This is a genomic window from Xanthomonas sp. NCPPB 3442 (assembly GCF_056725145.1).
Genome location: NZ_CM161514.1, coordinates 4,310,836 through 4,336,777, shown reverse-complemented (window position 1 = coordinate 4,336,777; position 25,942 = coordinate 4,310,836). Strand labels below are relative to the sequence as shown.

Annotated in this window: 25 protein-coding genes; 16 read left to right on the top strand and 9 right to left on the bottom strand. The window is 66.1% G+C overall.

Annotation, left to right across the window (positions count from 1 at the left end; all coding sequences use genetic code 11):
* The first annotated feature begins 1 nt into the window (after window position 1).
* From mdoH to hemC, 5 genes are all read left to right on the top strand, one after another.
* Window positions 2-1,900: a glucans biosynthesis glucosyltransferase MdoH gene (gene mdoH / locus AC1POX_RS18815; protein ID WP_008574349.1), complete on the top strand. Its 1,899-nt coding sequence runs from the start codon at window positions 2-4 to the stop codon at window positions 1,898-1,900.
* 150 nt (window positions 1,901-2,050) lie between these two features.
* Window positions 2,051-2,719, top strand: coding sequence for an alpha/beta hydrolase (locus AC1POX_RS18810; RefSeq protein ID WP_008574348.1), 669 nt, complete (start codon window positions 2,051-2,053; stop codon window positions 2,717-2,719).
* 4 nt (window positions 2,720-2,723) lie between these two features.
* On the top strand, window positions 2,724-3,773 hold the full coding sequence (locus AC1POX_RS18805) for a sensor histidine kinase (protein ID WP_008574347.1): 1,050 nt from the start codon (window positions 2,724-2,726) through the stop codon (window positions 3,771-3,773).
* Window positions 3,774-3,803: 30 nt separating this feature from the next.
* Window positions 3,804-4,541 carry a LytR/AlgR family response regulator transcription factor gene (locus AC1POX_RS18800; protein ID WP_039416989.1) on the top strand — a complete coding sequence of 246 codons (738 nt, stop codon included), beginning with the start codon at window positions 3,804-3,806 and terminating at the stop codon, window positions 4,539-4,541.
* Between the two features lie 30 nt (window positions 4,542-4,571).
* Complete coding sequence (hemC, locus tag AC1POX_RS18795) at window positions 4,572-5,486, top strand: hydroxymethylbilane synthase (RefSeq protein WP_008574345.1); 915 nt, start codon at window positions 4,572-4,574, stop codon at window positions 5,484-5,486.
* A gap of 190 nt (window positions 5,487-5,676) precedes the next feature.
* On the opposite strand, the gene AC1POX_RS18790 is transcribed toward hemC, so the two are convergent.
* Window positions 5,677-6,477, bottom strand: a complete 801-nt coding sequence (locus AC1POX_RS18790) for a DUF481 domain-containing protein (protein ID WP_008574344.1) — start codon at window positions 6,475-6,477, stop codon at window positions 5,677-5,679.
* Between the two features lie 568 nt (window positions 6,478-7,045).
* Between AC1POX_RS18790 and AC1POX_RS18785 the strand changes: the two genes are divergently transcribed.
* A complete protein-coding gene (locus tag AC1POX_RS18785) occupies window positions 7,046-8,011 on the top strand; it encodes a helix-turn-helix transcriptional regulator (protein ID WP_005916857.1) in 966 nt (321 codons plus the stop codon).
* A 157-nt stretch (window positions 8,012-8,168) separates the two neighbouring features.
* Here AC1POX_RS18785 and AC1POX_RS18780 read toward each other — a convergent pair whose 3' ends face one another.
* The 3 genes from AC1POX_RS18780 to AC1POX_RS18770 form a co-directional block, all read right to left on the bottom strand.
* Entirely contained in the window at window positions 8,169-8,447 is a 279-nt protein-coding gene (locus AC1POX_RS18780) for a hypothetical protein (RefSeq protein ID WP_008574343.1), read from the bottom strand.
* Window positions 8,448-8,534: 87 nt separating this feature from the next.
* Window positions 8,535-8,876, bottom strand: a complete 342-nt coding sequence (locus tag AC1POX_RS18775; protein ID WP_372356473.1) for a VOC family protein — start codon at window positions 8,874-8,876, stop codon at window positions 8,535-8,537.
* Between the two features lie 32 nt (window positions 8,877-8,908).
* Window positions 8,909-9,478, bottom strand: a complete 570-nt coding sequence (locus AC1POX_RS18770; RefSeq protein ID WP_218489892.1) for a lipocalin family protein — start codon at window positions 9,476-9,478, stop codon at window positions 8,909-8,911.
* 369 nt (window positions 9,479-9,847) lie between these two features.
* Here AC1POX_RS18770 and AC1POX_RS18765 point away from each other — a divergent pair, with 369 nt between their 5' ends.
* Together AC1POX_RS18765 and AC1POX_RS18760 are read left to right on the top strand one after the other, a co-directional pair.
* Window positions 9,848-10,159 carry a hypothetical protein gene (locus AC1POX_RS18765; protein ID WP_014089304.1) on the top strand — a complete coding sequence of 104 codons (312 nt, stop codon included), beginning with the start codon at window positions 9,848-9,850 and terminating at the stop codon, window positions 10,157-10,159.
* 67 nt (window positions 10,160-10,226) lie between these two features.
* Window positions 10,227-12,320, top strand: coding sequence for a prolyl oligopeptidase family serine peptidase (locus AC1POX_RS18760; RefSeq protein ID WP_372356472.1), 2,094 nt, complete (start codon window positions 10,227-10,229; stop codon window positions 12,318-12,320).
* A gap of 243 nt (window positions 12,321-12,563) precedes the next feature.
* On the opposite strand, the gene AC1POX_RS18755 is transcribed toward AC1POX_RS18760, so the two are convergent.
* A complete protein-coding gene (locus AC1POX_RS18755) occupies window positions 12,564-13,748 on the bottom strand; it encodes a pyridoxal phosphate-dependent aminotransferase (protein ID WP_372356471.1) in 1,185 nt (394 codons plus the stop codon).
* Between the two features lie 144 nt (window positions 13,749-13,892).
* Between AC1POX_RS18755 and AC1POX_RS18750 the strand changes: the two genes are divergently transcribed.
* The 8 genes from AC1POX_RS18750 (at window position 13,893) to hslU (ending at window position 21,867) form a co-directional block, all read left to right on the top strand.
* Complete coding sequence (locus tag AC1POX_RS18750; RefSeq protein ID WP_136733536.1) at window positions 13,893-15,965, top strand: S9 family peptidase; 2,073 nt, start codon at window positions 13,893-13,895, stop codon at window positions 15,963-15,965.
* Between the two features lie 366 nt (window positions 15,966-16,331).
* Window positions 16,332-16,730 carry a YbaN family protein gene (locus AC1POX_RS18745; protein ID WP_127167573.1) on the top strand — a complete coding sequence of 133 codons (399 nt, stop codon included), beginning with the start codon at window positions 16,332-16,334 and terminating at the stop codon, window positions 16,728-16,730.
* 56 nt (window positions 16,731-16,786) lie between these two features.
* The gene (gene lptM, locus AC1POX_RS18740) at window positions 16,787-17,041 is read left to right on the top strand and encodes an LPS translocon maturation chaperone LptM (RefSeq protein WP_014089308.1); all 255 of its coding nucleotides are present in this window, start codon (window positions 16,787-16,789) and stop codon (window positions 17,039-17,041) included.
* Window positions 17,031-17,885 (top strand): diaminopimelate epimerase, encoded by an 855-nt coding sequence (gene dapF / locus AC1POX_RS18735; protein ID WP_014089309.1) that lies wholly within the window; start codon window positions 17,031-17,033, stop codon window positions 17,883-17,885. Before lptM ends, dapF begins: the two co-directional genes overlap by 11 nt.
* A complete protein-coding gene (locus AC1POX_RS18730; RefSeq protein ID WP_372356470.1) occupies window positions 17,882-18,553 on the top strand; it encodes a DUF484 family protein in 672 nt (223 codons plus the stop codon). The genes dapF and AC1POX_RS18730 overlap by 4 nt, the downstream gene beginning before the upstream one ends.
* 180 nt (window positions 18,554-18,733) lie before the next feature.
* Window positions 18,734-19,651, top strand: a complete 918-nt coding sequence (xerC, locus tag AC1POX_RS18725; RefSeq protein ID WP_008571702.1) for a tyrosine recombinase XerC — start codon at window positions 18,734-18,736, stop codon at window positions 19,649-19,651.
* A 196-nt stretch (window positions 19,652-19,847) separates the two neighbouring features.
* Window positions 19,848-20,399: an ATP-dependent protease subunit HslV gene (gene hslV / locus AC1POX_RS18720; RefSeq protein ID WP_005997221.1), complete on the top strand. Its 552-nt coding sequence runs from the start codon at window positions 19,848-19,850 to the stop codon at window positions 20,397-20,399.
* A 100-nt stretch (window positions 20,400-20,499) separates the two neighbouring features.
* Complete coding sequence (gene hslU / locus AC1POX_RS18715) at window positions 20,500-21,867, top strand: ATP-dependent protease ATPase subunit HslU (RefSeq protein WP_029818597.1); 1,368 nt, start codon at window positions 20,500-20,502, stop codon at window positions 21,865-21,867.
* 200 nt (window positions 21,868-22,067) lie between these two features.
* Here hslU and AC1POX_RS18710 read toward each other — a convergent pair whose 3' ends face one another.
* From AC1POX_RS18710 to AC1POX_RS18695, 4 genes are all read right to left on the bottom strand, one after another.
* The gene (locus AC1POX_RS18710) at window positions 22,068-22,523 is read right to left on the bottom strand and encodes a nucleoside deaminase (RefSeq protein WP_008571705.1); all 456 of its coding nucleotides are present in this window, start codon (window positions 22,521-22,523) and stop codon (window positions 22,068-22,070) included.
* Window positions 22,520-23,020, bottom strand: a complete 501-nt coding sequence (locus tag AC1POX_RS18705) for a GNAT family N-acetyltransferase (protein ID WP_008577306.1) — start codon at window positions 23,018-23,020, stop codon at window positions 22,520-22,522. The genes AC1POX_RS18710 and AC1POX_RS18705 overlap by 4 nt, the downstream gene beginning before the upstream one ends.
* Before the next feature lie 113 nt (window positions 23,021-23,133).
* A complete protein-coding gene (locus tag AC1POX_RS18700; protein WP_122273313.1) occupies window positions 23,134-24,222 on the bottom strand; it encodes an HlyD family secretion protein in 1,089 nt (362 codons plus the stop codon).
* Window positions 24,219-25,871, bottom strand: a complete 1,653-nt coding sequence (locus tag AC1POX_RS18695) for an MFS transporter (protein ID WP_031420951.1) — start codon at window positions 25,869-25,871, stop codon at window positions 24,219-24,221. Before AC1POX_RS18695 ends, AC1POX_RS18700 begins: the two co-directional genes overlap by 4 nt.
* Window positions 25,872-25,942: the final 71 nt, after the last annotated feature.

The following is a 25,942-nucleotide window of genomic DNA, read 5'->3' as shown; positions in this document are numbered from 1 at the left end:
AATGCCCCCCGTTTCCGCCCTCGATGCCGGCACGCCCACGCTGCCGCCGGAAGCACCGCTGGCGATGCCCGAACAGAACCTGCGCGAAGGCAGCCTGCAAGTGCGCCACCAGCGCACTTCGCCGCCCGGCATCGGCGTGCGCCGCTTCTATTTGATCGGCGGCACCTTCGCCACCACCGCCATCGCCGTGTGGGTGATGCTCAGCGTGCTGTGGCCCGACGGCATCAGCGTGCTGGAAGGCTGCCTGCTCGGCCTGTTCGTGTTGCTGTTCGCCTGGATCGCCATGTCCTTCGCCAGCGCGGTGGCTGGTTTCGTCACCGTGGTGGCGCGCGCCGGCCGCAAGCTCGGCATCGACCCGGAGCAACCCCTGCCCACGCTGCGTTCGCGCACCGCGTTGCTGATGCCCACCTACAACGAAGACCCGCGCCGGCTGTTGGCCGGCCTGCAGGCCATCTACGAATCGGTCGCCGAGACCGGCCAGTTGGAGCATTTCGATTTCTTCGTGCTCAGCGACACCACCCGCGAGCACATCGGCCGCGCCGAGGAGCTGGTCTATAACGAACTTTGCGATCGCGTCGACGGGCACGGCCGCATCTTCTACCGCCGCCGCGCCGACAACGCCGCGCGCAAGGCCGGCAATGTGGCCGACTGGGTGCGTCGCTTCGGCGGCAGCTACCCGCAGATGCTGATCCTGGACGCCGATAGCGTGATGACCGGCGACACCATCGTGCGGCTGGTCGCCGGCATGGAAAACAACCCGGACGTGGGCCTGATCCAGACCTTGCCGGCAGTGGTCAACGGGCAGACCCTGTTCGCCCGCATGCAGCAGTTCGGCGGGCGCGTGTACGGGCCGATCATCGCCTTCGGCGTGGCCTGGTGGCACGGCGCCGAGAGCAATTACTGGGGCCATAACGCCATCATCCGCACCCAGGCCTTCGCCGATCACGCCGGCCTGCCGTCGCTGCGCGGGCGCAAGCCGTTCGGCGGGCATGTGCTCAGCCACGACTTCGTCGAAGCGGCGCTGATGCGGCGCGGCGGCTGGGCCATGCACATGGTGCCGTACCTGCAGGGCAGCTACGAAGAAGGCCCGCCCACGCTGACCGACCTGCTGATCCGCGACCGCCGCTGGTGCCAGGGCAACCTGCAGCACGCCAAGGTGGTGAGCGCCAAAGGCCTGCACTGGATCAGCCGCATGCACATGCTGATCGGCATCGGGCATTACTTCACCGCGCCGATGTGGGGTCTGTTGATGCTGATCGGCATCGGCATTCCGCTGGCCGGCGGCGGTATCGATCTGGCCGGCGACCTGCCGTTCTCGCCCGCCCGTTACTGGCACGGCAGCAGCCAGGGCAATGCGATCTGGATCTTCATCTGCACCATGTTCGTGTTGCTGGCGCCCAAGCTGCTCGGCTACATCGCGTTGCTGCTCAACCCGCGCGAACTGCGCGCCTGCGGTGGTGCCTTCCGCGCTGCGGTGAGCATCCTGCTGGAGACCGTGCTGGCCGCCCTGATGGCGCCGGTGGTGATGTACCTGCAGTCGCGCGGTGTGTTCGAGGTCCTGGCGGGCAAGGATTCGGGCTGGGATGCGCAGGTGCGCGACGACGGCAAGCTGTCGTGGCCGGCGCTGTTTCGCAGCTATGGCGGTCTGACCGTGTTCGGCCTGTTCATGGGCGCGGTGGCCTACGCGGTCTCGCCCGCGCTGGCCGCCTGGATGGGGCCTGTGATCGTCGGCATGGCGTTGTCGATTCCGGTGGTGGCGCTGACCTCGCTGCGTCGCACCGGCATGGCGCTACGCCGCGCCGGCATTTTCTGCATCCCCGAAGAACTCGACCCGCCCAAGGTGCTGGTGCGTGCCTCCGAGCTGCGCCGCGCCGCTGCGCTGGAACCGTCGCTGATCTGAGTGTGCGTCGGCGCCGGCCTCATTGGCCGGCGCTGTGGCGCGGTCGCCTGCAGAGGCCCGTGGCGATCGGCGGGCCTCAAGCCTCTGGCGCCGGTTGATCTGGCCCACCCCTCGCGCAAGGCATAATGCCCAGCCCGCAAGCGGAGCTGGATGATGCTGGAAGTGATCGAACGCGAGACCGGACCGAACCCGCAATGGAGCGTGCTGTGGCTGCATGGCCTGGGCGCCGATGGCAGCGACTTCGCCCCGATGGTGCCCGAGCTGGTACGCCCGCAGTGGCCCGCGCTGCGCTTCGTGTTCCCGCATGCGCCGATCCGCCCGATCACCATCAATAATGGCGTGCGCATGCGCGGCTGGTACGACATCGTCGGCATGGATTTCGCCCAGCGCGCCGACAAGGCCGGCATCGCCGAATCGGTCACCCAGGTCGAGGCCTTGATCGCCCATGAGCAGAGCCGCGGCATCGCGCCGAAGCGCATCCTGCTGGCCGGCTTCTCGCAAGGCGGCGCCGTGACCCTGGCCGTTGGCCTGCAGCGCAGCGTGCCGCTGGCCGGGCTGATCGCCATGTCCACCTATCTGCCGGATCCGGCCGCGGCCGCCAGCCAGTTGCAGCCGGCCGCCCTGCGCCAACCGCTGTTCATGGCGCATGGCACGGCCGACCCGGTGGTGCCGTTCGCGGCCGGCCAGGCCAGCATGCAGACCTTGCGCACGCTGGGTTTCGCACTGGATTGGCACACCTACCCGATGGGTCACCAGGTCTGCCTGGAAGAGATCGAGGCCTTGCGCAACTGGATGCAGGCACGCTTCACCGCTGCCTGAGCCCATGGCCCAGCGCGCACCGCAGATCGCCTGGATGCCGGACCTGTGCCGGCTGCCGCGGTTGGGCGCGATGCTGGGCCTGGCCGAGTTGGTGGTGCTGGTGGTGACCTTGGTCCCCGACGCCGGCGCGCGCAACATCACATTGTCGCGGTTCCTCTCCGCCAGCGGCCTGGCGCTGTGGCTGGCGTTGGCGGTCACTGTGCTGCTGTGCGTGTTACGGCCCACCTTGTCGCGATTGCCGCCACGGCTGGGCGGGCTGAGCGCCTTGCTGATCGCTGCCGTGGTGGCGATGCTCGGTGCCGGCATCGTGCACGGCCTGTATGCGGTGCTCGGGCAGGTCCCGCTGGGCGCGCAGGTCGGCTTCTGGCGGTTCACGCTCGGCAGTGCGGCCACGGTGGTGCTGATCACTGCGCTGGCGCTGCGCTACTTCTATGTCAGCGACCGCTGGGAGGCGCAGGTGCAGGCCAATGCACGCGCCGAGGCGGATGCCCTGCAGGCGCGCATTCGCCCGCACTTCCTGTTCAACAGCATGAACCTCATCGTCAGCCTGCTGCGGCGCGATCCGGTGGTGGCCGAACAGGCGGTGCTGGACCTGTCGGATCTGTTCCGCGCCGCCCTCGGCGCCGGCGAGGGCGTCTCCACCTTGCGTGCCGAATGCGAACTGGCCGAACGCTATCTGGCAATCGAATCGCTGCGCCTGGGCGAGCGCCTGCAAGTGCGCTGGCACCGCCAGGAACCGTTGCCGTGGGAGCTGCCGATGCCGCGCCTGGTGCTGCAGCCGCTGGTCGAAAATGCGGTACTGCATGGCGTTTCGCGCATGCCCGAAGGCGGTACGCTGTACCTGTCGCTGCGTCAGCGCGGCAACCAGCTGCAGATCCGCATCGTCAACCCGGCGCCGCAGCCCGGCACCCAGTTGCCGCTGCTGGCCGGCGCCGGGCATGCCCAGGCCAGCATCTCGCACCGGTTGGCGTTCCAGTTCGGCGCCGGGGCACGGATGGCGGCCAGCTGGGCTGAAGGCTACTATGCCTGTGAGATCACATTGCCGCTGCCGTGAGGGGAAAGTCACTGCAGCGAGGGGGAGTCCATGACGGCCACGCAAGTGCGGGTGCTGATCGCCGATGACGAGCCACTGGCGCGCGAGCGCCTGCGCATGCTGCTGGGCGAGCATCCGCAGGTCGAGGTGATCGGCGAGGCCGAAAACGGCCAGCAAGTGCTGCAGCAGTGCGAACAGCTGCGCCCGGACCTGGTGCTGCTGGATATCGCCATGCCCGGCGTGGACGGCCTGGAAACCGCGCGGCTGCTGCGGCAGAGCCAGCCGCCGCCGGCGGTGGTGTTCTGCACCGCCTACGACCAGCATGCCTTGTCGGCGTTCGACGCGGCCGCGCTGGATTACCTGATGAAACCGGTGCGCCCGGAACGGCTGGCATCTGCACTGGAGAAAGTTGCCACCTTCCTGGCCGGCCGCGTGCCCGGCACCGCGTCCAGGCCGCTGCGCACCCATTTGTGCGCGCGCCTGCGCGGCAGCCTGCGGCTGATCGCCATCGGCGACATTCGCTACCTGCAGGCCGAAGAGAAATACGTCATCGTCCATCACACGCGTGGCGAGGACTTGATCGAAGAGTCGCTGAAATCGCTGGAAGACGAATTTGCCGACCGCCTGGTGCGCATCCATCGCAATTGTCTGGTGGCCCGCGATGAACTGGTGGAACTGCGCCGCAGCGGCGATGGCCAGGTCCACGCGGTGCTGCGCAACGTGCCGCAGACCCTGGAAGTGAGTCGTCGCTGCGTGGCCAGCCTGCGCGATCAACTACGCCAACTGTGAGTTCGGTGCCGGCTCCGCGATAATGCCGGCATGACCACGCTCCGTATCGCCACCCGCAAAAGCCCGCTTGCCCTCTGGCAGAGCGAACATGTCGCCGCCGCGCTGCGTCAGCACCATCCCGGCCTGGAGGTGGTGCTGGTGCCGATGAGCACCCGCGGCGACGAAGTGCTGGACCGGTCGCTCGCCGCCATTGGCGGCAAGGGCCTGTTCCTGAAGGAGCTGGAGTTGGCGATGTTGCGCGGCGAAGCCGATTGCGCGGTGCATTCGCTCAAGGACGTGCCGATGGAACTGGACGCCCCGTTCGTGCTGCCGGCCATCCTGGAACGCGGCGACCCGGCCGATGCGCTGGTGTCCAATCTCTACGCCAGCCTGCAGGCGCTGCCGCTGGGCGCGCGCGTGGGCACCTCCTCGTTGCGTCGCCAGGCCCAGTTGCGTGCCGCGCGCCCGGATCTGGAATTGATCGACCTGCGCGGCAACGTCAACACGCGGCTGGCCAAGCTCGACAACGGCGGCTACGACGCCATCGTGCTGGCCTGCGCCGGCCTGCAGCGGCTTGGGCTGGAAGCACGCATCAGCGCGCGGCTGGACGCGCCGGAATGGTTGCCGGCACCTGCGCAGGGCGCGGTGGCGGTGGAATGCCGTGGCGACGATGCACGCATCCACAGTCTGCTGGCGGTGCTGGATGCTGGCCGCACGCGTGCCTGCGTAGAAGCCGAGCGCGCCATGAACCGCGCCCTGCACGGTAGCTGCCATGTGCCGGTAGCCGCCTTCGCGCGCTGGGAAGGGCAGGGCCTGTTCCTGCAGGGCATGGTGGGCAGCGCCAGCGACGGCCGCCTGATCCACGCCGATGCGCACGGCAGCGCCGAAGATACCGAAGCGCTTGGCCGCCGCGTTGCGCAAGGGCTGTTCGACAAGGGCGCCGCGCAGCTGCTGGCCGAGCTGTAACGCGCTGTCGCGTCAACGTGTAACGCGACCGACATCGACGCCGGCGCCCAAGCGCAAGCTCCAGACCTAGCCGCTACACACGCAATGCCGCCCCCACGCAGCGCCCGCTCTTCGTAGGAGCGGCACTGGCGCGAGAGGCTTTATCGGGAACGCCCTCGCGGCCAGGTCCGCTCCTACCGTTCGCGGTCGCTTACTTGAACGTGTAGACCAGATTGACCGTGGTCAGCGTATCGGTCTTCTTGTCGCCGTCGCTGACGTCGCTGTTGTGACGCATCTGCCACGCCGCCTTCAATGCAAAGTGCGAGTTCATGCTGACCTGCACGCCGAAATCGTTTTGCGCATAGGTGTTGTACTCGCCCGATTCCACCAGCAGCGTGTTGATCAGATCGGTGTTGTCGGTGACGGTGTACTTCAGGTCGAACAGGCCGCGGCCGATCAACCCGGTTTCGTTACGGTCTTCGTCGCTGTTGTGCGCGCGGCGCACACCCGGGCCCACCTGCGCATCCAGGTAGAAGCGGTCGGCGTCGATCAGGCGCGTGCCATAGCCGATACCGAAGGTGGCCAGACGGTCGTAGGTGGCGAAGTCGTCGTGTTCGTAGCGGCCGGTGGCCGTGAGCTGGCGGTGTTCGCCCAGCTGCAGTGCGCTGCCGACGCTGCCGGTGTAACGCTCGGCGGTGGTCTGGCGCTCGCGCGTGGTGCTGCCGTCGTCGTTGGTGTTGGTGTATTCCGAACTCGAACGCAACGCGGTGGCATCCAGGCTATGGATCCAGTCACCGTCGGTGTAGCGCAGGCGCACGCGGCCGTTGAGGCTGTCGGTGGTGCTGTTGCCATGCGCCGCTGCGTAGCCGAGCTCGCCGCTGCTGCCGCTCCACGGCGACGGCAGTACCACGGCGGCCGGGTCTGCCGGCGCCGGTGCGACTGCCTGGGCCCAGACGGAGGGCGTGATCAACAACAGCGGCAACAGGGCAGACAACGGGACACGGCGGGACATGGGCAGCTCGCTTTGGAAGGCGGGAGAGGGGTGGAAGCGATTTCATGATAACGGACTGTGCGGTGACGTCATCGCCAAGTGAATATCCGCTTCATTGCCGGTTGGGACGCCGAAGGCGGCATGGACCGGAGCGGCCCTGCAGACGGGTGCGGCGATGAAAGGCGATTTTTGAAGCGGTCGGCGATGTGGTCGCAGTGGCTGGAGCGACCTGCGAGGTCGTTGTCAGGGGAATGAATGGTGGTTCGGGGCGAATGCCCGGCGTGAACCGCAGCGACCTGCCCGGGTGCGCGTGCGCATGGCAGGCGGCCTGGCGATGTCATCAGGACTTCTGGCCAGCCAGTGGCAGGAGCCTGAGCGGCCCGGGGCGTCGCGTGCCAGCGTTACCGGCGATGCCTGCCAACCCGGGGCCTGCGCGACCGCGCGCACGACCCCGGCACGCAGTGGCTGTGCGACCGACCCAACAGACCAGGCCGCTGCATCGCACATCCTCCGGGCGCTTGCCGCTGTCTGCCAGCCGTCACATCGCGATGCTCACCCCGCCACGCAAAGACTCGGACATAATCGACGCATGGACCGCTACGAACGCATCAACTCCCTGCATCGCTTGCTCAAATCGGCACGCTACCCGGTCACGGTGGCGCGGCTGCAGGACGAGCTGAGCTGTTCCCGCGCGACTGTCTACCGCGATCTGGCGTTTCTGCGCGACGCGCTGATGGCACCGGTGGAAGGCGACGGCGAATCGGGCTTTCGCTATCTCTCCGGCGAAAGCGACCGCTTCGAATTGCCCGGCCTGTGGCTGAGTTCGGAAGAACTGCACGCGCTGCTGGCCTCGCAACAGCTGCTCGCGCGCACCGGCGGCGGAGTGTTGTCTTCGATGCTGGCACCGCTGCAGCAGCGCATCGAAGGACTGCTGGCTGCCCAGGCCGGCGTCTCGCAGTGGCCAGTGGATCGGGTGCGGGTCATTCCACATCGCGGCCGCAAGCTGGACGAAGCCAGCTTCCGCACCGTGGCCTCCGGCGTGCTGGAGCGCAAGCAGCTGAGCTTCGACTACCGTGCGCGTTCCACCGACGAATCGACCAAGCGGACGGTGTCGCCACAGCGCATCACCCATTACCGCGACAACTGGTATCTGGACGCGTGGGATCACGGTCGCGACGGCGTGCGCAGCTTTGCGGTGGACCGCATCAACCACGCGCGTCTGCTCGATGCGGCGCCGCGCGATGTGCCCGACAGCGAACTGGACGAGCAGCTTGCCGCCAGCTACGGCATTTTTTCCGGGGCGCCCAAGGGGTGGGCGACCATCGTGTTCAGCTCCAAGGCCGCGCGCTGGGTTGCCGACGAACATTGGCATTCCAAGCAGCAGGGCCGCTTTCTGCCCGATGGCCGCTACGAGCTCAAGTTGCCCTACAGCAACTCGCGCGAATTGCTGATGGACGTGCTGCACTACGGCTCGGACGCAGAAATTGTCGAGCCCATGTCGCTGCGCGAGCAGGCCAAGGCGTTGTTGTCGCTGGCGCTGAGCAATTACGACTGAGCGTGGTAGACAGTTGACGCATACGGCAGGGCCGCAGTTGCGGCAGGCACGTGCACGCGTCTGGAAGCTGCATCAGCCCTGGTAGGCGCAGATGCGATCAATGGCGCCCAAGGCCTGAAGTGGCCGAGGTGCGAAGCGGATTCGGCCTTATGACGTCTCAGGCCCCATCTTGCACCGCGAGCATCTGCTGCGGCTGCAAGCCCAGGCAGTGGAAGTCAACCAAATCCTCACCCTGATGCCACTGCTGCTCTACCCAGGCCTGTCCCCACCGATCCACCTCGTAAACCTCGAACGTTTCGCCGAGCATCGAGAGAAGCCGGTCTCTTTCCAGTTGCGGCAGGTGGCAGACAGTGGACTGGCGGAGATGCGTGACCTGGACGCGCGTACCGACCCGAACGACCAGGCCGATGCTGTCAGTTGTGGTTTGCTCCGGCATGGAGCCTGATACCTGGGTTAGCCGAGCCGCGACGCGGCGTCGGCTTGGACGAATTGCCAGGCCGCGCGACAGGCTCGATCACAGGAGCTAGCTCTGCCACAGGCCGTGATCGTTTCCGCCGAGCAGGTAGATGGCACATCGACCCCGGCCGGGAAGTTCCATCGGTGGGACTGCGACCGTGCCGCCTGCCTCCACGATGGCCGAAACAGCCGATTCGATGTCTTCGACGAGCCAGTAGGGGCGAACAACGGGCCGTTCCGACTCGCGCAGAGGTGCGCGAACACCGACGAGGCCGCCGCCGGCCAGGTGTGCGGTGCGGGCGTTACCCAGTTCGGGTACCGGCTCGCCGAATTCAGCGCCCTGCACCGCGTAGGCGGCGCAGACCTCCTCCGTGTTGCAGGTAACGATCTCCAGGTACTGAACCTTCAAGCCACACCTCCAACGGATGACGTCCGATCGCGCTAGCGCTTGTTCGGCACTTCAAAGCCTAGGCGGTCCACCTGTTCGCGCAGCTGCGGTACCCGCTTGAGTTTGTCGGTATAGATGGAATAGTCGTCGCGCATCTTGTGGACCAGCATGCGGTACTGGTCGCGGCTCATGTCCGGCTTGCGCGAGAAGATCCAGGCCAGGTCGCGGCCCGGGTAGGAGATCAGCATCCACGAGCCGTCGGGGGCGATCTCCAGGATGCGCTGCTTGGCCGGGATGACCTTGTAGAACCAGACGCGCCAGTCGCGGTTGCCGCTGTCGGCATCCACCGAGGCGCGCGCATTGACTTGCTTTTCCGGTTCGCCGAACCCGTCGCGGTACAGATAGCGCACCGCCACCTTGCCGTCTTCGACCAGGGTGTATTCGTCGCGGCTGGTGACGTGGCCACGCTCGACCGCGTTGGGCATGCGCGCAATCACGTACCAGGTGCCCATGATCTTGGACAGGTCGATTGCCGGCTCCGTGGCGGACGTGTCCTTGGCATGTGCCACGGGCAGGCCGAGGACGAGCAGAACAGCGAGGGCGATCGTAACGGTCAGGCGCATCGCAACATCACAAAGAGGCAATCGGAGCAGCACACTACCGCATGCAGGGGGCAAGTTCGCGTCAACGGTCGGGTCTGGCATCGGCAGCCGGGGCAATCCGCGGCAGACGCCGGGCGGCTGGGGCCGGCTGGCGGGCGCCGATCAGGCGCCGGCGCCGCGATCGACCGGCTGGCTGCGCCGCGCGGCGTCGGGCCGGTGCCGCGCGCCGACGTTGCAGGGGTCAGCAGCACGCGTGGAGGCCGGTGACGCGCCTGGGCAGGCGCCCGCAATCGCGCCCCGCAGGATGCCCGCGTCAAGGTCGCAGCCTGTGAGATGGGCTGCGGCAATCCTGCGCGCCTGTTGTGATCCTTCCTGCCACGGAGTGCCGCCATGTCGCATCGTCCTGCTTCCCGTTCCGAACGTCCCGACCCGCGCGTGCTGCGCCCGGTGCGGCAGATCGCCCTGGCCGGGCTGGCCCTGGTGCTGGTCTGGCCGGCCGCGCGAGGCAGCAGCGAGTGGATCGGCTGGTTGCCGCTGTGGCTGGTCGGCATGCCGATGCTGGCGTGGTGGAGCCTGCACCGGTTTGCCCTGCCTTCGTTGGCAACGCGTGGCGCGCGCCGTGTTGCGCCCCGGCGGCGTGGCCCGCAGGCCCAGCGCCGGCGCAGCGCTTCGCGTACGGCGACACAGGCGCGCGCAGCCTGACCTTCGGCAGGGTTGGCCGGCGGGGCGCTGTGCTACGTTCCGGGCATTCGTGTTTCCGGAAACATTCATGTCCAAGTTCGCCTCGATCTGCCTGGTTGCCGGCCTGATCACCGCTGGCGCCGTCTCTGCAGAGGAACCCCCCGTGTCCAATGATCCCTACGCCTGGCTGGAAGATGTCACCGGCGCCAAGCCGCTGGACTGGGTCAAGACCCAGAACGCCAAGACCGAGGCGCGGCTGGCCAGCACGCCGGCGTTCAAGCAGATGGAAACCAGCATGCGCGAAGTGCTGGATTCGGACGCCAAGATTCCCGGCGTGCAGAAGATCGGCGCGTTCTACTACAACTTCTGGAAGGACAAGCAGCACGAGCGCGGCCTGTGGCGGCGTACCACGCTGGACGAGTACCGCAAGGCTTCGCCCAAGTGGGAAACGGTGCTGGACCTGGATGCGCTCAACAAGGCCGAAGGCGAAAACTGGGTGTGGCACGGTGCCGACTGCCTGCGCCCGGACTACCAGCGCTGCCTGATCGCGTTGTCGCGCGGCGGTGCCGATGCCGATGTCACGCGCGAGTTCGACCTGGGCAGCAAGCAATGGGTCAAGGACGGTTTCTTCCGCCCCGAGTCCAAGGGCGGGCTGGGCTGGATCGACCGGGACACCGTCTACGTGTTCACCGATTTCGGCGCCGGCAGCATGACCAGCTCCGGCTACCCGCGCATCGCCAAGCAGTGGAAGCGCGGCACGCCACTGACTGCTGCGACCGTGGTGTACGAAGGCAAGCCGACCGATATGTACATCGCGGCCATGCATGACGACACGCCCGGTTTCGAGCGCGATTTCGTCAGCCGCACGCTGGCCTTCTACAACGACGAGCTGTATCTCAAGGGCGCCGACGGCAAGCTGGTCAAGGTGGACGTGCCCAATTCGGCCAGCAAGTCGGTCAAGCGCCAGTGGCTGACGCTGGAGCTGCGCGAGCCGTGGACGGTGGGTGGCAAGACCTACAAACCCGGCACCTTGCTGGCCACGCGTTTCGACGATTTCATGGCCGGCAAGCGCAACTTCGATGTGTTGTTCGAACCCACCGACACCACCTCGCTGGCCGGCATGGCGTGGACCAAGTCGCACCTGGTGTTGAACGTGCTGGAAGACGTCAAGAACCGTCTGAGCGTGATCACGCCTTCGCGCGATGGCTGGAAAAAGAGCGCGTTCGTCGGTGCGCCGAGCTTCGGCACGGTGGATGTCGGCGCGGTGGATAGCGACGACAGCGACGCGCTGTGGCTCACCGTCACCGATTACCTGACCCCCACCACCTTGTCGTGGGTGGAGGTGGGCTCTGCGCCGCAGCCGCTCAAGACCATGCCGGCGTTCTTCGATGCCGGCAAGGACACCATCGAGCAGCACTTCGCCACCAGCAAGGACGGCACCCGCGTGCCGTATTTCCTGGTACGCCCGAAGACCTTGAAGCTCGACGGCAGCGCGCCGACCCTGCTGTACGGCTACGGCGGTTTCGAGATTTCGATGACGCCCAATTACTCCGGTGGCCTGGGGCGCGCGTGGCTGGAGAAGGGCGGCGTCTACGTGGTGGCCAATATCCGCGGCGGTGGCGAATACGGCCCGCGCTGGCACCAGGCCGCGCTCAAGCAGAACCGCCACAAGGCGTATGAAGATATGGCCGCGGTGGCCAAGGATCTGGTGGCGCGCAAGATCACCTCGACCAAGCATCTGGGCGTGCAGGGCGGCAGCAATGGCGGCCTGATGACCGGCAACATGCTCACCCAGTATCCGGAGCTGTTCGGTGCGGTGGTGGTGCAGGTGCCGCTGCTGGACATGAAGCGCTACAGCCACCTGCTGGCCGGCGCCTCGTGGATGGCCGAATACGGCAACCCGGACACCGACGACTGGAAGTTCATCCAGACCTTCTCGCCGTACCACCTGTTCGATGCGAAGAAGACCTATCCGCCGGTGATCTTCCTGACCTCCACGCGCGACGATCGCGTGCACCCCGGCCACGCGCGCAAGATGGCCGCCAAGATGATCGAGGCCGGCAAGGACGTGACCTATTACGAGAACATCGAAGGCGGCCACGGCGGCGCGGCCAACAACGCACAGGCCGCGCATATGGCGGCGCTGGCGTACAGCTTCCTGTGGGAGCGGTTGGCCGACTGAGGCGCCGTCCACATGCGGCATGATGCGTCGCGCGACACGAGGCCGCTGGCAGTTTGCAGCGGCCTCGTGTCGTCAGAGGGTTTTGTCGTGGGTCAACATGCCCGAGCGTGCGCGATGTTGGCCTTGCCGATGGCGTTGGCGGTCAGCGGGTGCGCAGTGGAGAACGCGCGTGCTACGCAATGCGCAAGGCGTCGGCGCCTTACGCAAAACGTCCGTGCAGCGCACTGCGGGTCACGCAGCCTGCTACAACCGCTTCAACCCACGCGCAATCCGCTCCACCGCCTGCTGCAGACGCGGCAGGCTTTGCGTGTAGGCAATGCGGACGTGCTGGTTGGCGCGGTAGTGGCCGAAGTCGATGCCGGGCGTAAACGCAACATGTTCGGTTTCCAGAAAATGCGCGCAAAACGCCTGCGCATCATCTGAAAATCCGCTGATGTCGGCATACAAGTAAAACGCGCCTTGCGGTTCGACTGCGATCTCGAAGCCCAGCGCACGCAAGGCCGGCAGCAGGTAATCGCGACGCTGCTGAAACTCACCGCGGCGCGCTTCGAAGATGGCGATGCTCTCGGGCGTGAAGCAGGCCAGTGCGGCGTGCTGGGCAATTGTCGAGGCACTGATGTAGAGATTCTGCGCAAGCTTTTCCAATTCCGGCACCGCGTCGGGCGGTGCGATCAGCCAGCCCAGCCGCCAGCCGGTCATGCCGAAGTACTTGGAAAAACTGTTCAGCACGAACGCGCCATCGTCCACCTCCAGCACGCTGTGCGCGTCCAGGCCGTAGGTCAGGCCGTGATAGATCTCGTCGACCACCAGATGGCCACCGCGCGCATGCAGCGCCTGCGAAAGCGCAGCCAGTTGCGTGCGCGACAGCACGCTGCCGGTGGGATTTGCCGGTGAGGCCACCAGGGCGCCCACGCTGTCGGCGTTCCAGGCGCTCTCCACCAGCGCAGGGGTCAACTGATAATCGCTGTCCGGGCCGACCGGGACCAATTGCGCGGCGCCTTCGACCAGGCGCAGAAAATGCCGGTTGCACGGGTAGCCCGGGTCGGCGAGCAACCAATGCTTGCCCGGATCCACCAGCAGGCTGCTGGCCAGCAGCAATGCGCCAGACCCCCCGGGTGTCACCAGAATCCGCTCCGGATCGAGGTTGCAGGCGTAGCGTTGCGCATAGAAGCCGGCAATCGCCTCGCGCAGCGCCGGCAGCCCGCGTGCGGCGGTGTAGCGGGTGTGGCCGGCTGCCAATGCCGCCTGGCCGGCAGCGACGATCGGCGCGGCAGTGGTGAAGTCGGGCTCGCCGATTTCCAGGTGGATCACGTCGTGGCCGGCCTGCTCGAGCGCATTGGCGCGCGCCAGCAGCGACATGACATGAAACGGGGCGATGTCCTGGCTGCGACGGCTATAGCCGCCTGCGCACGGAAGTGTGGAATCCATTGGTTCGATGATAGACCAGCATGACCCAGGACACATGGCGCCCGACAAGGGGCTCTCACACACTCCGGTGCCGGGATGGCATTGCGTTCATCCAATGGACCCCAATCTGATGAAGCCGTCCTCACTCTTCTGATCGCCAGCCTGATGACCACATCCCCTGCCTTCGCCGCCCTTCCGTCGCCGCCAGACGTCGCCAAGCACCCGCATGTGGTCAAGGCGCCGTTCGGTGCGACCCGCAACGACGACTATTACTGGTTGCGCGACGACAAGCGCGAAGACAAGGCGGTGCTGGCGTATCTCGACGCCGAGAATGCCTACACCGACAAGGTGATGGCGCCGCTGAAACCGTTGGAGGAGGCGCTGTACACCGAGATCGTCGGGCGCATCAAGCAGGACGATGCCAGCGTGCCGTATCGCGAGCGCGGCTATTGGTATTACACGCGGTTCGAAACCGGCAAGGATTATCCGATCCAGGCGCGTCGCAAGGGCAGCATGGAGGCGCCGGAACAGATCCTGCTCGACGTCAACCAGATGGCGCAGGGCAAGGGCTACTTCAGCGTGGGCGATGCCGCGGTGAGCCAGGACAACCGCATCCTCGCCTGGGCCGACGATGCCGTTGGCCGCCGTCAATACACCATCCGCTTCAAGAACCTGGACACCGGCGAACTCTATCCGGATACCGTGGAAGCCGTCTCGGCCAATGTGGTGTGGGCCGACGACAACAAGACGCTGTTCTATGTCGAAAACGACCCGGAAACGCTGCTCACCGTGCGCGTGAAAAAGCATGTGCTCGGCACGCCGTCCAAAGACGATGTGCTGGTGTACGAAGAGAAGGACGACAGCTTCTACATGGGCATCGGCCGCACGCGCGACGACAAGTACATCACCATCGCGGTGGAAAGCACGGTTTCTTCGGAAACCCGCTATGCGCTGGCCGCCAAGCCGGACACCTTCACGGTGCTGGCCAAGCGCGAGCGCGATGTGGAATACCACGCCGAGCATTTCGATGGCCGCTGGGTGATTCGCACCAATGCCGACGACGCCAGGAACTTCAAGTTGGTCACTGCGCCCACCGATGCGACCACGCGCACGCAGTGGACCGACTGGGTGGCGCACGACGACAACGTCTACATCGAAGACTTCGAATTGTTCGATGGATTCACCGCCATCGAAGAGCGTTCGGGCGGACTGGAGCGTGTGCGCTTGCTCATGCGCGATGGTAGCCATGAATACGTCAAGGCCGATGAACCGGCGTATTCGATGGGTCTATCTGTCAACGCCGAGCCGGATACCGTCTGGCTGCGTTATAGCTACACCTCGCTGACCACGCCGGTGACCACCTACGAGCTCAACACCCAGACCGGCGAGCGCCGGTTGCTCAAGCAGCAACCGGTGATCGGCTACGACGCCAGCAAGTACGTGACCGAACGCGTGTGGGTGACGGCACGCGACGGGGTCAAGGTGCCGGTGTCGCTGGTGTACAAAAAGGGCTTCAAGAAGGATGGCAGCGCGGCGCTGTTTCAGTATGCGTACGGCAGTTACGGCATGTCGATGGACCCGGCATTCAATCTGCCGGCGATCAGCCTGCTGGACCGCGGTGTGGTGTATGCCATCGCACACATCCGCGGCGGCCAGGAAATGGGGCGCCAGTGGTACGACGACGGCAAGCTGCTGCACAAGCAAAACACCTTCAACGACTTTATCGATGTCACCCGCGGTCTGGTCGCGCTAGGTTACGCCGCCAAGGACCGGGTTGCCGCATCCGGTGGGAGCGCGGGCGGTCTGCTGATGGGCGCGGTGGCCAATATGGCGCCGCAGGACTATCGCGTGATGGTCGCGCAGGTGCCGTTCGTCGATGTGGTCACCACCATGCTCGACGCCAGCATTCCGCTCACCACCAACGAATACGACGAGTGGGGCAACCCGGAAACCCAGGACGATTACCAGTACATGCTGTCGTACTCGCCGTACGACAACGTGCGCAAGCAGGCGTACCCGGCGCTGTTCGTGGGCACCGGCCTGTGGGATTCGCAGGTGCAGTACTGGGAGCCGGCCAAGTGGGTGGCCAAGCTGCGCCACGACAACACCGGCACCCAGCCGATCGTGTTCCGCACCAATATGGAAGCCGGGCATGGCGGCAAATCCGGACGCTTCCGCCGCTACCGCGAGCTGGCCGAATCGTATGCGTTCGTACTGGATCAGTTGGGCGTGAAGTAGCTGGACGGCCGGGATTGGGAGTCGGGATTCGGGATTCGTTAGAGCGGATGGCTTGGGCGGGAGCTGGCTGCTCGCTGGGATGCGAGCGGCTTGCACGTCTTCCATTTTCCGCCTCACCGCCTTCGTTTTTCCTTATCGGCGCGGTGCGTTCGCTGCCTCGCCCTGCAGCGAGCCGGGCATCGCAGTCAGGCGTCGCTGCGGCTGGGGCTGCGTGTCTGACCGCGGCGCGGTGGGGCGACGCGGCAGATCTGGCGGCCAGCGCGCGCTGTACGCCGCCCGCTGCGCAGAGCGCGCCCTTCTGCAGCGATAGAATCATCGCTTCAAGGCCGACTCACTAAACCGCAGCGCTGGCCGTATCATTTGCGCATGACACGACCGACTCGATTCCGCTGGGCCTGGTGGTTGCTGGCCTACGCCAGCCTGGCTACCGGCATCGTCGGGATCTTCGTCCCGGGGCTGCCGACGACGGTCTTCATCCTGATCTCTGCCTGGGCGGCCTCGCATGGCTCCGAGCGCCTGCACAACTGGCTGCTGTCGCATCCGCGCTTCGGCCCGGCGATCGTGGAATGGCAGACCTACCGGGCAGTCAGCCGCAAGGCCAAGTGGATGGCGACGCTGACCATGACGGTCTGCGCCGCGATCATGCTGTGGTGCGTGCCGGTGCTCTGGGTCAAATGCCTGTCGATCGGCAGCATGGCCGTGGTGGCGATCTGGCTGTGGTTGCGCCCCGAGCCACCGCCGCGCCCGCTGCCGGGTGCGCACTGAACGCGGCGCGCCTGCCAGCGCACGGCCGTAACGGCGTTCTGGCTATACTTCGGCCCATGAGCATCATGTCCCGACCGTCTGTTCGTCTCGCACTGGTTGGTGCGACCTTTCTCCTGCTTGCCGCTTGCGGCAACAAGGGCCCGCTGGTGATGCCGCAGAAGCCGGTGCCGGTGGAAGCCCAGCCGGTGCCGCAGCCGGCGGATGCGTCGCAACCGCTGGACGAGTCCACGCCTGCGCCTGCGCCGGTGGATGGCGCTACCAAGCCCGCATCCACCACCGACCAGCCCGCTAGCAGCGGCAATGAGCGCTGACGGTCGCAGCGGGCGTCTGCGTTTCACCAAAATGCATGGCGCCGGCAACGACTTCGTGGTGCTGGACCTGCGCGACGGTACGCCGCCACCGGATGCCGCACTGGCGGCGCAGCTGGCCGACCGCCACTTCGGGGTGGGCTGCGATCAGATCCTGACCATCGAGGCACCGCGCAGCCAAGGTGCCGTGGCGGCCTACGGCATCTGGAATTCCGATGGCTCGGCCGCCCGCCAATGCGGCAACGGCGCACGCTGTGTCGCCGCCTGGCTGGTGCGCGACGGCACGGCCCAGGGCGAGCGCTTCATCATCGACAGCCCAATGTCCGCGCACGCGGTCGAGCGCCTCGACGGCGACCGCTACGCGGTGGCGATGGGTGTCCCGCAGTTCGAGCCCGCCCAGATTCCGCTGGCCGGGTTTGCGCATGCGCGCGACGAATATGCGCTGCCGGTGCACGGCGAGACCGTGCGCTTTGGCGCGGTGTCGATGGGCAACCCGCACGCGGTGGTCGAAGTCGGTCGCGTCGATGCAGCACCGGTGGAACGCGTAGGCGCGCTGCTGCAGCAGAACGCGGCGTTTCCCGATTCGGTCAATGTGGGTTTCGTGCAGGTGGTCGACCCCGCGCATGTGCGCTTGCGCGTGTTCGAGCGCGGGGTGGGCGAAACGCTGGCCTGTGGGAGTGGCGCCTGTGCGGCCGCGGTGGTGTTGATGCAACGCGGCCGTGTCGAGCGCGATGTGCAGGTGTCCTTGCCCGGTGGCGAGTTACGCATTCGTTGGCCCGGCGACCAGGAGCAGGTGGTCATGTCCGGCCCGGCGGTGTTCGTCTTCGATGGAGAATGGAACCGATGAGCGAGAACACGGACAAATTCGGCGCGCACGAAGTGGCCACCTGGTTGCGACGTCACCCGACCTTCCTCAAGCAGTTCCCGGATCTGGCGGTGAGCTTGCTGGTGCCGCGCGACGACGGTCCCACCGCTTCGTTGGCCACCTATCAGCTGGAAGTGCTACGCGACAAGAACCGCGAACTCTCGCGCCGCCTGCACGAGCTCGGCAGCAACGCGCAGGAAAACGAGCGGCTGGCAGTGCGCACGCATCAACTCACGCTTGCGTTGATGCGCCAGACCAGCGCGGCCGACACGCTCAAGGCGATGGCCGCCTCGCTGGCGGAAGATTTCAACGGCGAACTGGTGCGGCTGGTGTTGCTAAAGCCCGTCGATGCGCTGGATGCGGACTGGCTGCAGACCATCGCAATCGACGATGCACGGCTGGCGCCGTTTCGCGATTGCCTCAACGATGGCGAGCCCATCTGCGGCCGCCTGCAAGCTGAAAAACACACGCTGCTTTACGGCGCACAAGCGGGGCAGGTGCACTCCACCGCGTTGCTGCCGCTGCCGGGCATCGGCCTGATCGTGGTGGGGAGCAGCGATGCCAACCGGTTCTATCCCGGCATGGGCACGCTGTTCCTGCGCATGATGGGCGAATCGTTGAGCGTGGCGTTGCAGCGCTTCGACGTGTGAGGCCCATGGCTGCGCACACAGGCGTTGGCGACATGGGGCGCTGGTGGTGGTGCTGCGTCTGCAGCAGGGAGAGTGAGGTGTTGGCAGTCGAGTCTCTGCGTTGTCTGCACCTGCAGGGCGCGCGCGTCGCGCGCGTGTTGCAGATGACGGCAGTCACCCCGCGCAATCGGGAGCGCTGAGGTGTCATCGGTCGACGAGTTCCTGACGTACCTGCAGGTCGAGCGGCAAGTATCGGCGCACACGCTGGACGCGTATCGGCGCGACCTTGCAGCCCTGGTCGTCTGGGCGGCCGAGCAGGCGACCGAAGCTGGCGTGCAGGACGCTGCAGTGCCTGGCGAGACTGCACAGCTCGACAGCGCGCACTTGCGGCAATTCGTTGCGGCAGAGCATCGACGCGGGCTGTCGGCAAAGAGCCTGCAGCGCCGCCTGTCGGCATGCCGCAGTTATTACGCCTGGTTGCTCAAGCATGGCCGCATTTCGGCCAGCCCGGCGGCGGCGCTGCGTGCGCCCAAGGCGCCGCGCAAGTTGCCGCAGGTGCTGGACGCCGACGAAGCCGTGCGTCTGGTGGAAGTGCCGACCGATGCGCCACTTGGCCTGCGCGACCGCGCGCTGCTGGAAGTGTTCTACTCGTCCGGGCTGCGCCTGAGCGAGTTGTGCGCGTTGCGCTGGCGCGACCTGGACCTGGACAGCGGCCTGGTGATGGTGCTCGGCAAAGGCAGCAAGCAGCGCCTGGTGCCGGTGGGCTCGCACGCGATCGCCGCCTTGCGCGAGTGGCGACGCGACAGTGGTGCAAGCGCCGACAGCCATGTCTTCCCTGGCCGTGCCGGCGGTGCGATTTCGCAACGTGCAGTGCAGATCCGCATCAAGCAGCTGGCCGTGCGCCAGGGCATGTTCAAGGACGTGCACCCGCATATGCTGCGCCACAGCTTCGCCAGCCATATCCTGGAATCGTCCGGCGATCTGCGCGGCGTGCAGGAGTTGCTGGGCCATTCGGACATCGCCACCACCCAGATCTACACGCATCTGGATTTCCAGCACTTGGCCAAGGTCTACGATGCCGCGCATCCGCGTGCCAGGCGCAAGAAAGCTGCAGAGTGAGCGCCAAGCTGTAAGCAGCCGGCAGCCGGCGTCATCGATTCGTGCGGTTCATTGCCGCAGGTCGGTCTGCATGTCGCGTGCAACCGTGTTGCTGTCTCGCAAGTGAGCGCCGCCATCCCTGCCTGCGGCGACTGGTCGCGGCGTGCTTGAACCCGGCATGGGCGTCCCCACCTCCTTGGAAACCCTCGGAGGATCCATGGACCCTAGCCAGAACCCCAATATCGTTCACGCCACCACCATCATTTCGGTTCGACGCGGTGGGCATGTCGCCGTCGCCGGCGATGGCCAGGTCACCCTTGGCCATACGGTCATGAAGGGCAATGCACGCAAGGTGCGTCGGCTGGGGCGCGAGGGCCAGGTGCTGGCCGGTTTCGCCGGTGCGGCAGCCGATGCGTTCACCTTGTTCGAATTGTTCGAAGCCAAGCTCGACAAGCACGGCCAGCTGACGCGCGCTGCAGTGGAACTGGCCAAGGATTGGCGCACCGAGCGCCGGCTGGGCAAGCTCGAAGCGCTGCTGGCCGTGGCCGACAAGGAAACTTCGCTGATCATCAGCGGCACCGGCGATGTGATCGAACCGGAAGACGGCATCATCGCCATCGGTTCTGGCGGCTCGTACGCCTTGTCGGCCGCACGCGCGCTGCTGGCGCACACCGAGCTGGATGCCAAGACCATCGCCACCGAAGCGATCAATATTGCCGGCGATATCTGCATCTATACCAATCGCAACGTGGTGGTCGAAGAGCTGTGATTCGGGATTCGGGATTGGGGATTCGCAAAAGCGCTCCTTTCCCTCCGCCCGGATATCCATCGATCGTTCCCATTCCGCTTTTACGAATCTCAAATCCCTAATGCCAAATCCCGACACCGCCACCATGACTCCGCGCGAAATCGTGCAGGAGCTCGACCGTCATATCGTTGGCCAGCACGATGCCAAGCGCGCGGTTGCCATCGCGCTGCGTAACCGCTGGCGCCGCATGCAGTTGCCGGAAGAACTCCGCAACGAAGTGATGCCCAAGAACATCCTGATGATCGGCCCCACTGGCGTGGGCAAGACCGAGATTGCGCGGCGCCTGGCGACGTTGGCCAATGCGCCCTTCGTCAAGGTCGAAGCCACGCGCTTTACCGAAGTGGGGTATGTGGGCAAGGATGTGGAGCAGATCATCCGCGACCTGGCCGATACGTCCGTCAAGCTGTATCGCGAGCAGGCCAAGGTGCGCGTGCGCAACCAGGCCGAAGAGCGTGCCGAAGACCGCATCCTGGACGCATTGCTGCCACGTCGCGCGGCCGGGATTGGGTTTGATCCGGAAGCGGCGCGCAACGAGCCCTCGTCGCAGGACAACGAAACCCGCATCAAGTTCCGTCGCATGCTGCGCAACGGCGAGCTGGACGAGCGCGAGATCGAACTGGACGTGGCGGTGAACGCCAGCATGGACATCATGACCCCGCCGGGCATGGAGGAAATGGGCCAGCAATTGCGGCAGATGTTCTCCAATCTGGGCAGCGGCAAGTCGCAGAAGCGCAAGCTCACCATCAAGGCGGCGCGCCCGCTGTTGATCGAGGAAGAAGCCGGCAAGCTGGTCAACGAAGACGACGTGCGCACTGCGGCCATCGAGGCGTGCGAGCAGCATGGCATCGTGTTCATCGATGAGATCGACAAGGTGGCCAAGCGCGGCGAAGCCGGCTCCAGCGGCGGCGATGTCAGCCGCGAAGGCGTGCAGCGCGATCTGTTGCCGCTGGTGGAAGGCTCCAACGTGTCCACCAAGTACGGCACGGTCAAGACCGACCACATCCTGTTCATTGCATCCGGCGCGTTTCATCTGGCCAAGCCCAGCGATCTGATTCCGGAGCTGCAGGGCCGCTTCCCGATCCGCGTGGAACTGACCGCGCTGACCAAGGCCGATTTCGTGCGCATCCTCACCGAGCCCAAGGCCGCCTTGATCAAGCAGTACGAGGCCTTGCTGCAGACCGAAGGCGTGGCATTGACGTTTGCGTCTGACGCGGTGGATCGGCTTGCCGAGATTGCCGCGCAGGTCAACGAGCGCCAGGAGAATATCGGCGCCCGTCGCCTGCACACGGTGTTGGAGCGTCTGCTGGATGTGTTGAGCTATGAAGCGCCCGATCGCGATGGGCAGAGCGTGACCGTCGATGCAGCTTATGTGGATGCGCAGCTGGGTGAGCTGGTACAGGATCCGGACCTGAGCCGCTACATCCTCTGACGGTGCTGCACGGTGACGTGCGAACGGTTTAGAAAAGACCCGCCATTGGCGGGTCTTTTGTTTGCAGAAGGCACTGCGAACAAGCCAGGTCTTGGTGCAGACTAGCACTGCGACGCAAGCCAAACAGCAGCGCCACTGCGCAGTGGCATTGCCTGCCATCTGTCACCGCGTACGGCTACGCACCTGCAGTGACGCTGACCTCAATCCTCGCCAATATCTTCGTTCCACACATCCGGGTTGGCGGAAATATAGCCGCCAAGCAGGTCGATGCATTCCTGGCTCTGCAGATCGATCACGTTGACGCCGTGCTCGCGCAACCACGCGATGCCGCCCTGGAATGTGACCGATTCCCCGACCACCACCGTGCCGATGTTGAACTGGCGAACCAGCCCGCTGCAGTACCAGCACGGCGCCAACGTGGTGACCATGATGGTGTCCTTGTAGCGGCGCTGGCGGCCGGCCTTGCGAAATGCGTCGGTCTCGCCGTGTACCGAGGGGTCGTTTTCCTGCACGCGGCGGTTATGGCCGCAGCCGAGCAGGCGCCCGTCGTTGTGGTATAGCGCCGCGCCGATCGGGATGCCGCCTTCGGCCAGGCCCTGGCGTGCTTCGGTAATGGCGGTGTCCAGCAATGCGCGGTAGTCGGGGGTGGTGATCATGCGAACTCCAAAGGGGCCGCGCCGGCAGGGCGCAGCATGTCGAGATGGGGAATACCATCTTCCAGGTACGGTGCGGAAGCAGGTGCAAACCCGTGCGCCGCGTAGAACGATTGCAGGTGCGCCTGCGCACCGAGCTGGATCGCGTGACCCGGCCACTGCGTGTGCACCAACCGGATGCCTTCGCCTAACAGCGCATGCGCAAGTCCAGTGCCACGAAATGCAGCGGCGACGACCACACGGCCGATGCTCGGTTCGGAATAACTCAAGCCCGGCGGCAGCACGCGCAGGTAAGCCGCCAACGCGGCGTCATTGGCGGTGCCCAGCAGATGCAGCACCGCCGGATCGGTATCTTTGCCATCCAGTTCCGGATAGGCGCATTGCTGCTCCACCACGAACACATCCGTGCGCAGCCGCAGCAGCGCATACAGCTGCGTGGTGTTCAGTTGCGCAAACCGCAGGTGCTGCCAGTGCAGGGCAGGAAGGGGCATGGTGGGCATCACTGCATGATAGCGGCAGTGCCGCCGTTGAGCTGCGACGTCATGCCGGTGTGGGGTACTGGCTGCCTGACCTGCGCCGGCACTGGTGCCCACGCGCGGATACCGGTTTGTGCCTAGTCGACTGCGCTGTCGGTATCGACGGCCACCACCACCGACATGCCCGGCCGCAGCCGCGGCGCCAACGGCTGGTCCGGATCGACGCTGATGCGCAGCGGAATGCGTTGGGCAATCTTGACGAAGTTGCCGGTGGCGTTATCGGCCGGCAGCACGCTGAATTCGGAGCCGGCAGCCGGCGAGATGTCTTGCACGCGGCCATGCAGGCGCGCGTTGTCCAGCGCATCCACGGTGAAGCTGGCGCGCTGGCCGATGCGGATCCTGGCCATCTGGGTTTCCTTGAAATTGGCCACGATCCACAGCGTGTCCGGCACCAGCGACATCAGCTGCGTGCCGTTGGTGACGTAGGCGCCCTGGCGCACGCCAAGCTGGCCGAGCTGGCCGTCGCGCGGGGCCAGGATGCGCGTGTTGTCCAGGTTGATCTGTGCCAGCTGCACGGCGGCCTGCGCATTGGCGAGCGCGGCTTCCAACGCGGCGCGGTTGACGGTCACGCTGCGGGCGTTTTCTTCGGCAGCCTGCACTGCGGCACGTGCCTGCGCCACGCCGGCATCGGCTTGCGCGCGCGCGGCAAATGCGGTGTCGCGGTCCTGCTCGGAGACCAGTTGCTGGCTGGCCAGCTGCTGCGTCCGTGCATAGGCCGAATGGGTGCGCTCGCGTTGTGCCTGGTTGCTGCTCAGCGCCGCGCGTTGCTCGGCGATCGTGGCTTCGGCGCTGTGGCGTTGTTGATCCCAGTTGGCAAGGTTGGCCTGGGCGGTCTGCACTTGCGCCTTGGCCTGTTCGAGTTGCTGGGCATAGATGCGATCGTCGATGCGTGCCAGCAACTGGCCGCGCTTGACGTGCGCAAAGTCCTGCACCGGTACCTGCGTGACATAGCCGCTCACCTGCGGCGCAATCACCGTGATCTGACCGTGCACCATCGCATTTTCGGTGCGTTCGATCGCACTGACGAACGGCGGCAGGCGCCAGGCATACAGCACCAGCGCCACGCCGATCAGGGCAAGCCCGCCGAAGCCGATGACCCCGGCCAGACGACGACGCCGACGACGTTGCCGGTCGGCAGGCGGGGAGGAATCTGCTGGTGTCTTCATGGGCGCGCAGTGGGAGCAGGAGGAGGAGGGGGCGATACCGAGGGGCGCAGATAGCGGCGCCACAGCAGCACGGACAGGATCCACACGCCGGTGGCGATGGCGATGCAGCCGATCAACAGGAACACGTCGTTGTACGCCAGCACATTGGCCTCGCGCGTGGCGACCGTGCCCAGCGTGCGCACGCCTTGGGCCTGACGCAGTGCCGGGTCGCCGATGCTGCGGCCATACAGGCTTGCATAGGCCTGTACGCGCGCGGCCACCTGCGGGTCGGTCAGCGCCAGATGTTCCACCAATTGGCTGGAATGGTATTTCTCGCGCACCACCTGCACGGTGCCGAGCAGGGCGCTGCCGAGCAGGCCGCCCATGTTCTGCGCCATGCCGAACAGCACGATGAAACTGATCAGGTTGCCCGGCTGCGCGATCACCCGGCCGATGCCGGCCACCATCGCCGGGCCGATGAAGAACGTGCTGCCGAAGGCGAGCAGGAACTGGCTCACATACATCTGTTCGGGGCGGGTGAGGCTGGTGGCATCGGCATCCATGAAGCAGCCCACACAGATGGCCGCTACCGCGATGATCAGATGTTCGGCAACCCGCGCCGGGTTGATCAGCCACGCGCTGGCCGCCACGCCGACCACCGCGCCCAGCAGCATCAGCGCAAACAGGGTCTGCAGTTGCGTGTTGGCCAGGCCCAGCGTCTGGAAGAAGCCGATGGCGCCGGTGCTTTGTTCCGACAGCACCAGGCGGATCAACAGGATCGCCAGCCCCAGCCGCAACATGTCCGCACTGGCCAGCCAGCGCGTGTTGATCATCGGATTGCGGCGGTTGTGTTCGATCCAGGCCGCCGTGCACAGCAGCACGATGGACGCGGCCAGCACCACGCCCAGCCACGGCGTGCTGGTCCACCACAGCAGGCGCCCGAGCGAGAGCACCGCGGCCAGGCCGGCGGCGCCGGCGGCGAACAGGCTGAAGGTGAGGAAATCCAGCGGCTCGAACACGCGATACCGGTCGCTTGGCGGTAACTTGAGCGCCAGCACGCAGGCCAGCGCGAACACCGCCAGCCCGCACTCGAACAGGTACAGGCCTTGCCACTCGCCAAATTCCAGCAGGTCGGTGGAAAACACCCGCGCCAGCGGCAACGCCAGCTGGGTCATGCCCAGGCCCAGTACCACGGCCTTGAGCCGATATTTGCTCGGGAACGCCTGGATCACGTAATACAGACCCAGCGAGCTGAGCGCGGCGCCGACCAATCCATGCGCGGCGCGCACGGTGATCGCCGAGCTCAGGCTGTGCACGAACAGGTGCGCGAAGGCGATGAGCGCGTACAGCGCCAGGAAGATTTCGGTGAACCGGCGCAACCCGAACTGCTGGCGAAACTTCACCAGCAGCAGGTTCGCCGACATGTTGGTCATCACATAGGCGGCCGGCAGCCACGCCATTTCGGTGGCATAGGCGCCCAGCGTGCCTTGCAGGTAGGTTAGGTTGGCAGTGACCAGGGCGTTGCTCAGCCCTCCGGTGAGCGCCACCACCGCGCCCACCAGGCCGTACTGAATACGCCGCCGGATAGGGTGCAGGGGGGTGGAGGCCGACCCGGGCAGGGTGGGCCGCTCGTGGGGCTGCCAGTCGCGCTGGACGTACTTGTCGCGCACTGAGTGCTCGCAGGGCCGGTCGCAGGTGAAAACGCGATTGTGGTCCGGTTGCGGTCATGGCGGCGTCAGCA

Bases quoted from the DNA above. Each gene is read 5' to 3' on its own strand.
- AC1POX_RS18805 (WP_008574347.1), top strand. From the start codon at position 2,724: ATGGCCCAGCGCGCACCGCAGATCGCCTGGATGCCGGACCTGTGCCGG.
- lptM (WP_014089308.1), top strand. From the start codon at position 16,787: ATGAGCATCATGTCCCGACCGTCTGTTCGTCTCGCACTGGTTGGTGCG.
- hemC (WP_008574345.1), top strand. From the start codon at position 4,572: ATGACCACGCTCCGTATCGCCACCCGCAAAAGCCCGCTTGCCCTCTGG.
- AC1POX_RS18790 (WP_008574344.1), bottom strand. From the start codon at position 6,477: ATGTCCCGCCGTGTCCCGTTGTCTGCCCTGTTGCCGCTGTTGTTGATC.
- hslV (WP_005997221.1), top strand. From the start codon at position 19,848: ATGGACCCTAGCCAGAACCCCAATATCGTTCACGCCACCACCATCATT.
- AC1POX_RS18755 (WP_372356471.1), bottom strand. From the start codon at position 13,748: ATGGATTCCACACTTCCGTGCGCAGGCGGCTATAGCCGTCGCAGCCAG.
- AC1POX_RS18730 (WP_372356470.1), top strand. From the start codon at position 17,882: ATGAGCGAGAACACGGACAAATTCGGCGCGCACGAAGTGGCCACCTGG.
- AC1POX_RS18710 (WP_008571705.1), bottom strand. From the start codon at position 22,523: ATGATCACCACCCCCGACTACCGCGCATTGCTGGACACCGCCATTACC.
- mdoH (WP_008574349.1), top strand. From the start codon at position 2: ATGCCCCCCGTTTCCGCCCTCGATGCCGGCACGCCCACGCTGCCGCCG.
- AC1POX_RS18800 (WP_039416989.1), top strand. From the start codon at position 3,804: ATGACGGCCACGCAAGTGCGGGTGCTGATCGCCGATGACGAGCCACTG.
- AC1POX_RS18760 (WP_372356472.1), top strand. From the start codon at position 10,227: ATGTCCAAGTTCGCCTCGATCTGCCTGGTTGCCGGCCTGATCACCGCT.
- AC1POX_RS18780 (WP_008574343.1), bottom strand. From the start codon at position 8,447: ATGCCGGAGCAAACCACAACTGACAGCATCGGCCTGGTCGTTCGGGTC.
- AC1POX_RS18810 (WP_008574348.1), top strand. From the start codon at position 2,051: ATGATGCTGGAAGTGATCGAACGCGAGACCGGACCGAACCCGCAATGG.
- dapF (WP_014089309.1), top strand. From the start codon at position 17,031: ATGAGCGCTGACGGTCGCAGCGGGCGTCTGCGTTTCACCAAAATGCAT.
- hslU (WP_029818597.1), top strand. From the start codon at position 20,500: ATGCCAAATCCCGACACCGCCACCATGACTCCGCGCGAAATCGTGCAG.
- AC1POX_RS18765 (WP_014089304.1), top strand. From the start codon at position 9,848: ATGTCGCATCGTCCTGCTTCCCGTTCCGAACGTCCCGACCCGCGCGTG.
- AC1POX_RS18770 (WP_218489892.1), bottom strand. From the start codon at position 9,478: ATGCGCCTGACCGTTACGATCGCCCTCGCTGTTCTGCTCGTCCTCGGC.
- AC1POX_RS18745 (WP_127167573.1), top strand. From the start codon at position 16,332: ATGACACGACCGACTCGATTCCGCTGGGCCTGGTGGTTGCTGGCCTAC.
- AC1POX_RS18750 (WP_136733536.1), top strand. From the start codon at position 13,893: ATGACCACATCCCCTGCCTTCGCCGCCCTTCCGTCGCCGCCAGACGTC.
- AC1POX_RS18705 (WP_008577306.1), bottom strand. From the start codon at position 23,020: ATGCCCACCATGCCCCTTCCTGCCCTGCACTGGCAGCACCTGCGGTTT.
- AC1POX_RS18785 (WP_005916857.1), top strand. From the start codon at position 7,046: ATGGACCGCTACGAACGCATCAACTCCCTGCATCGCTTGCTCAAATCG.
- AC1POX_RS18700 (WP_122273313.1), bottom strand. From the start codon at position 24,222: ATGAAGACACCAGCAGATTCCTCCCCGCCTGCCGACCGGCAACGTCGT.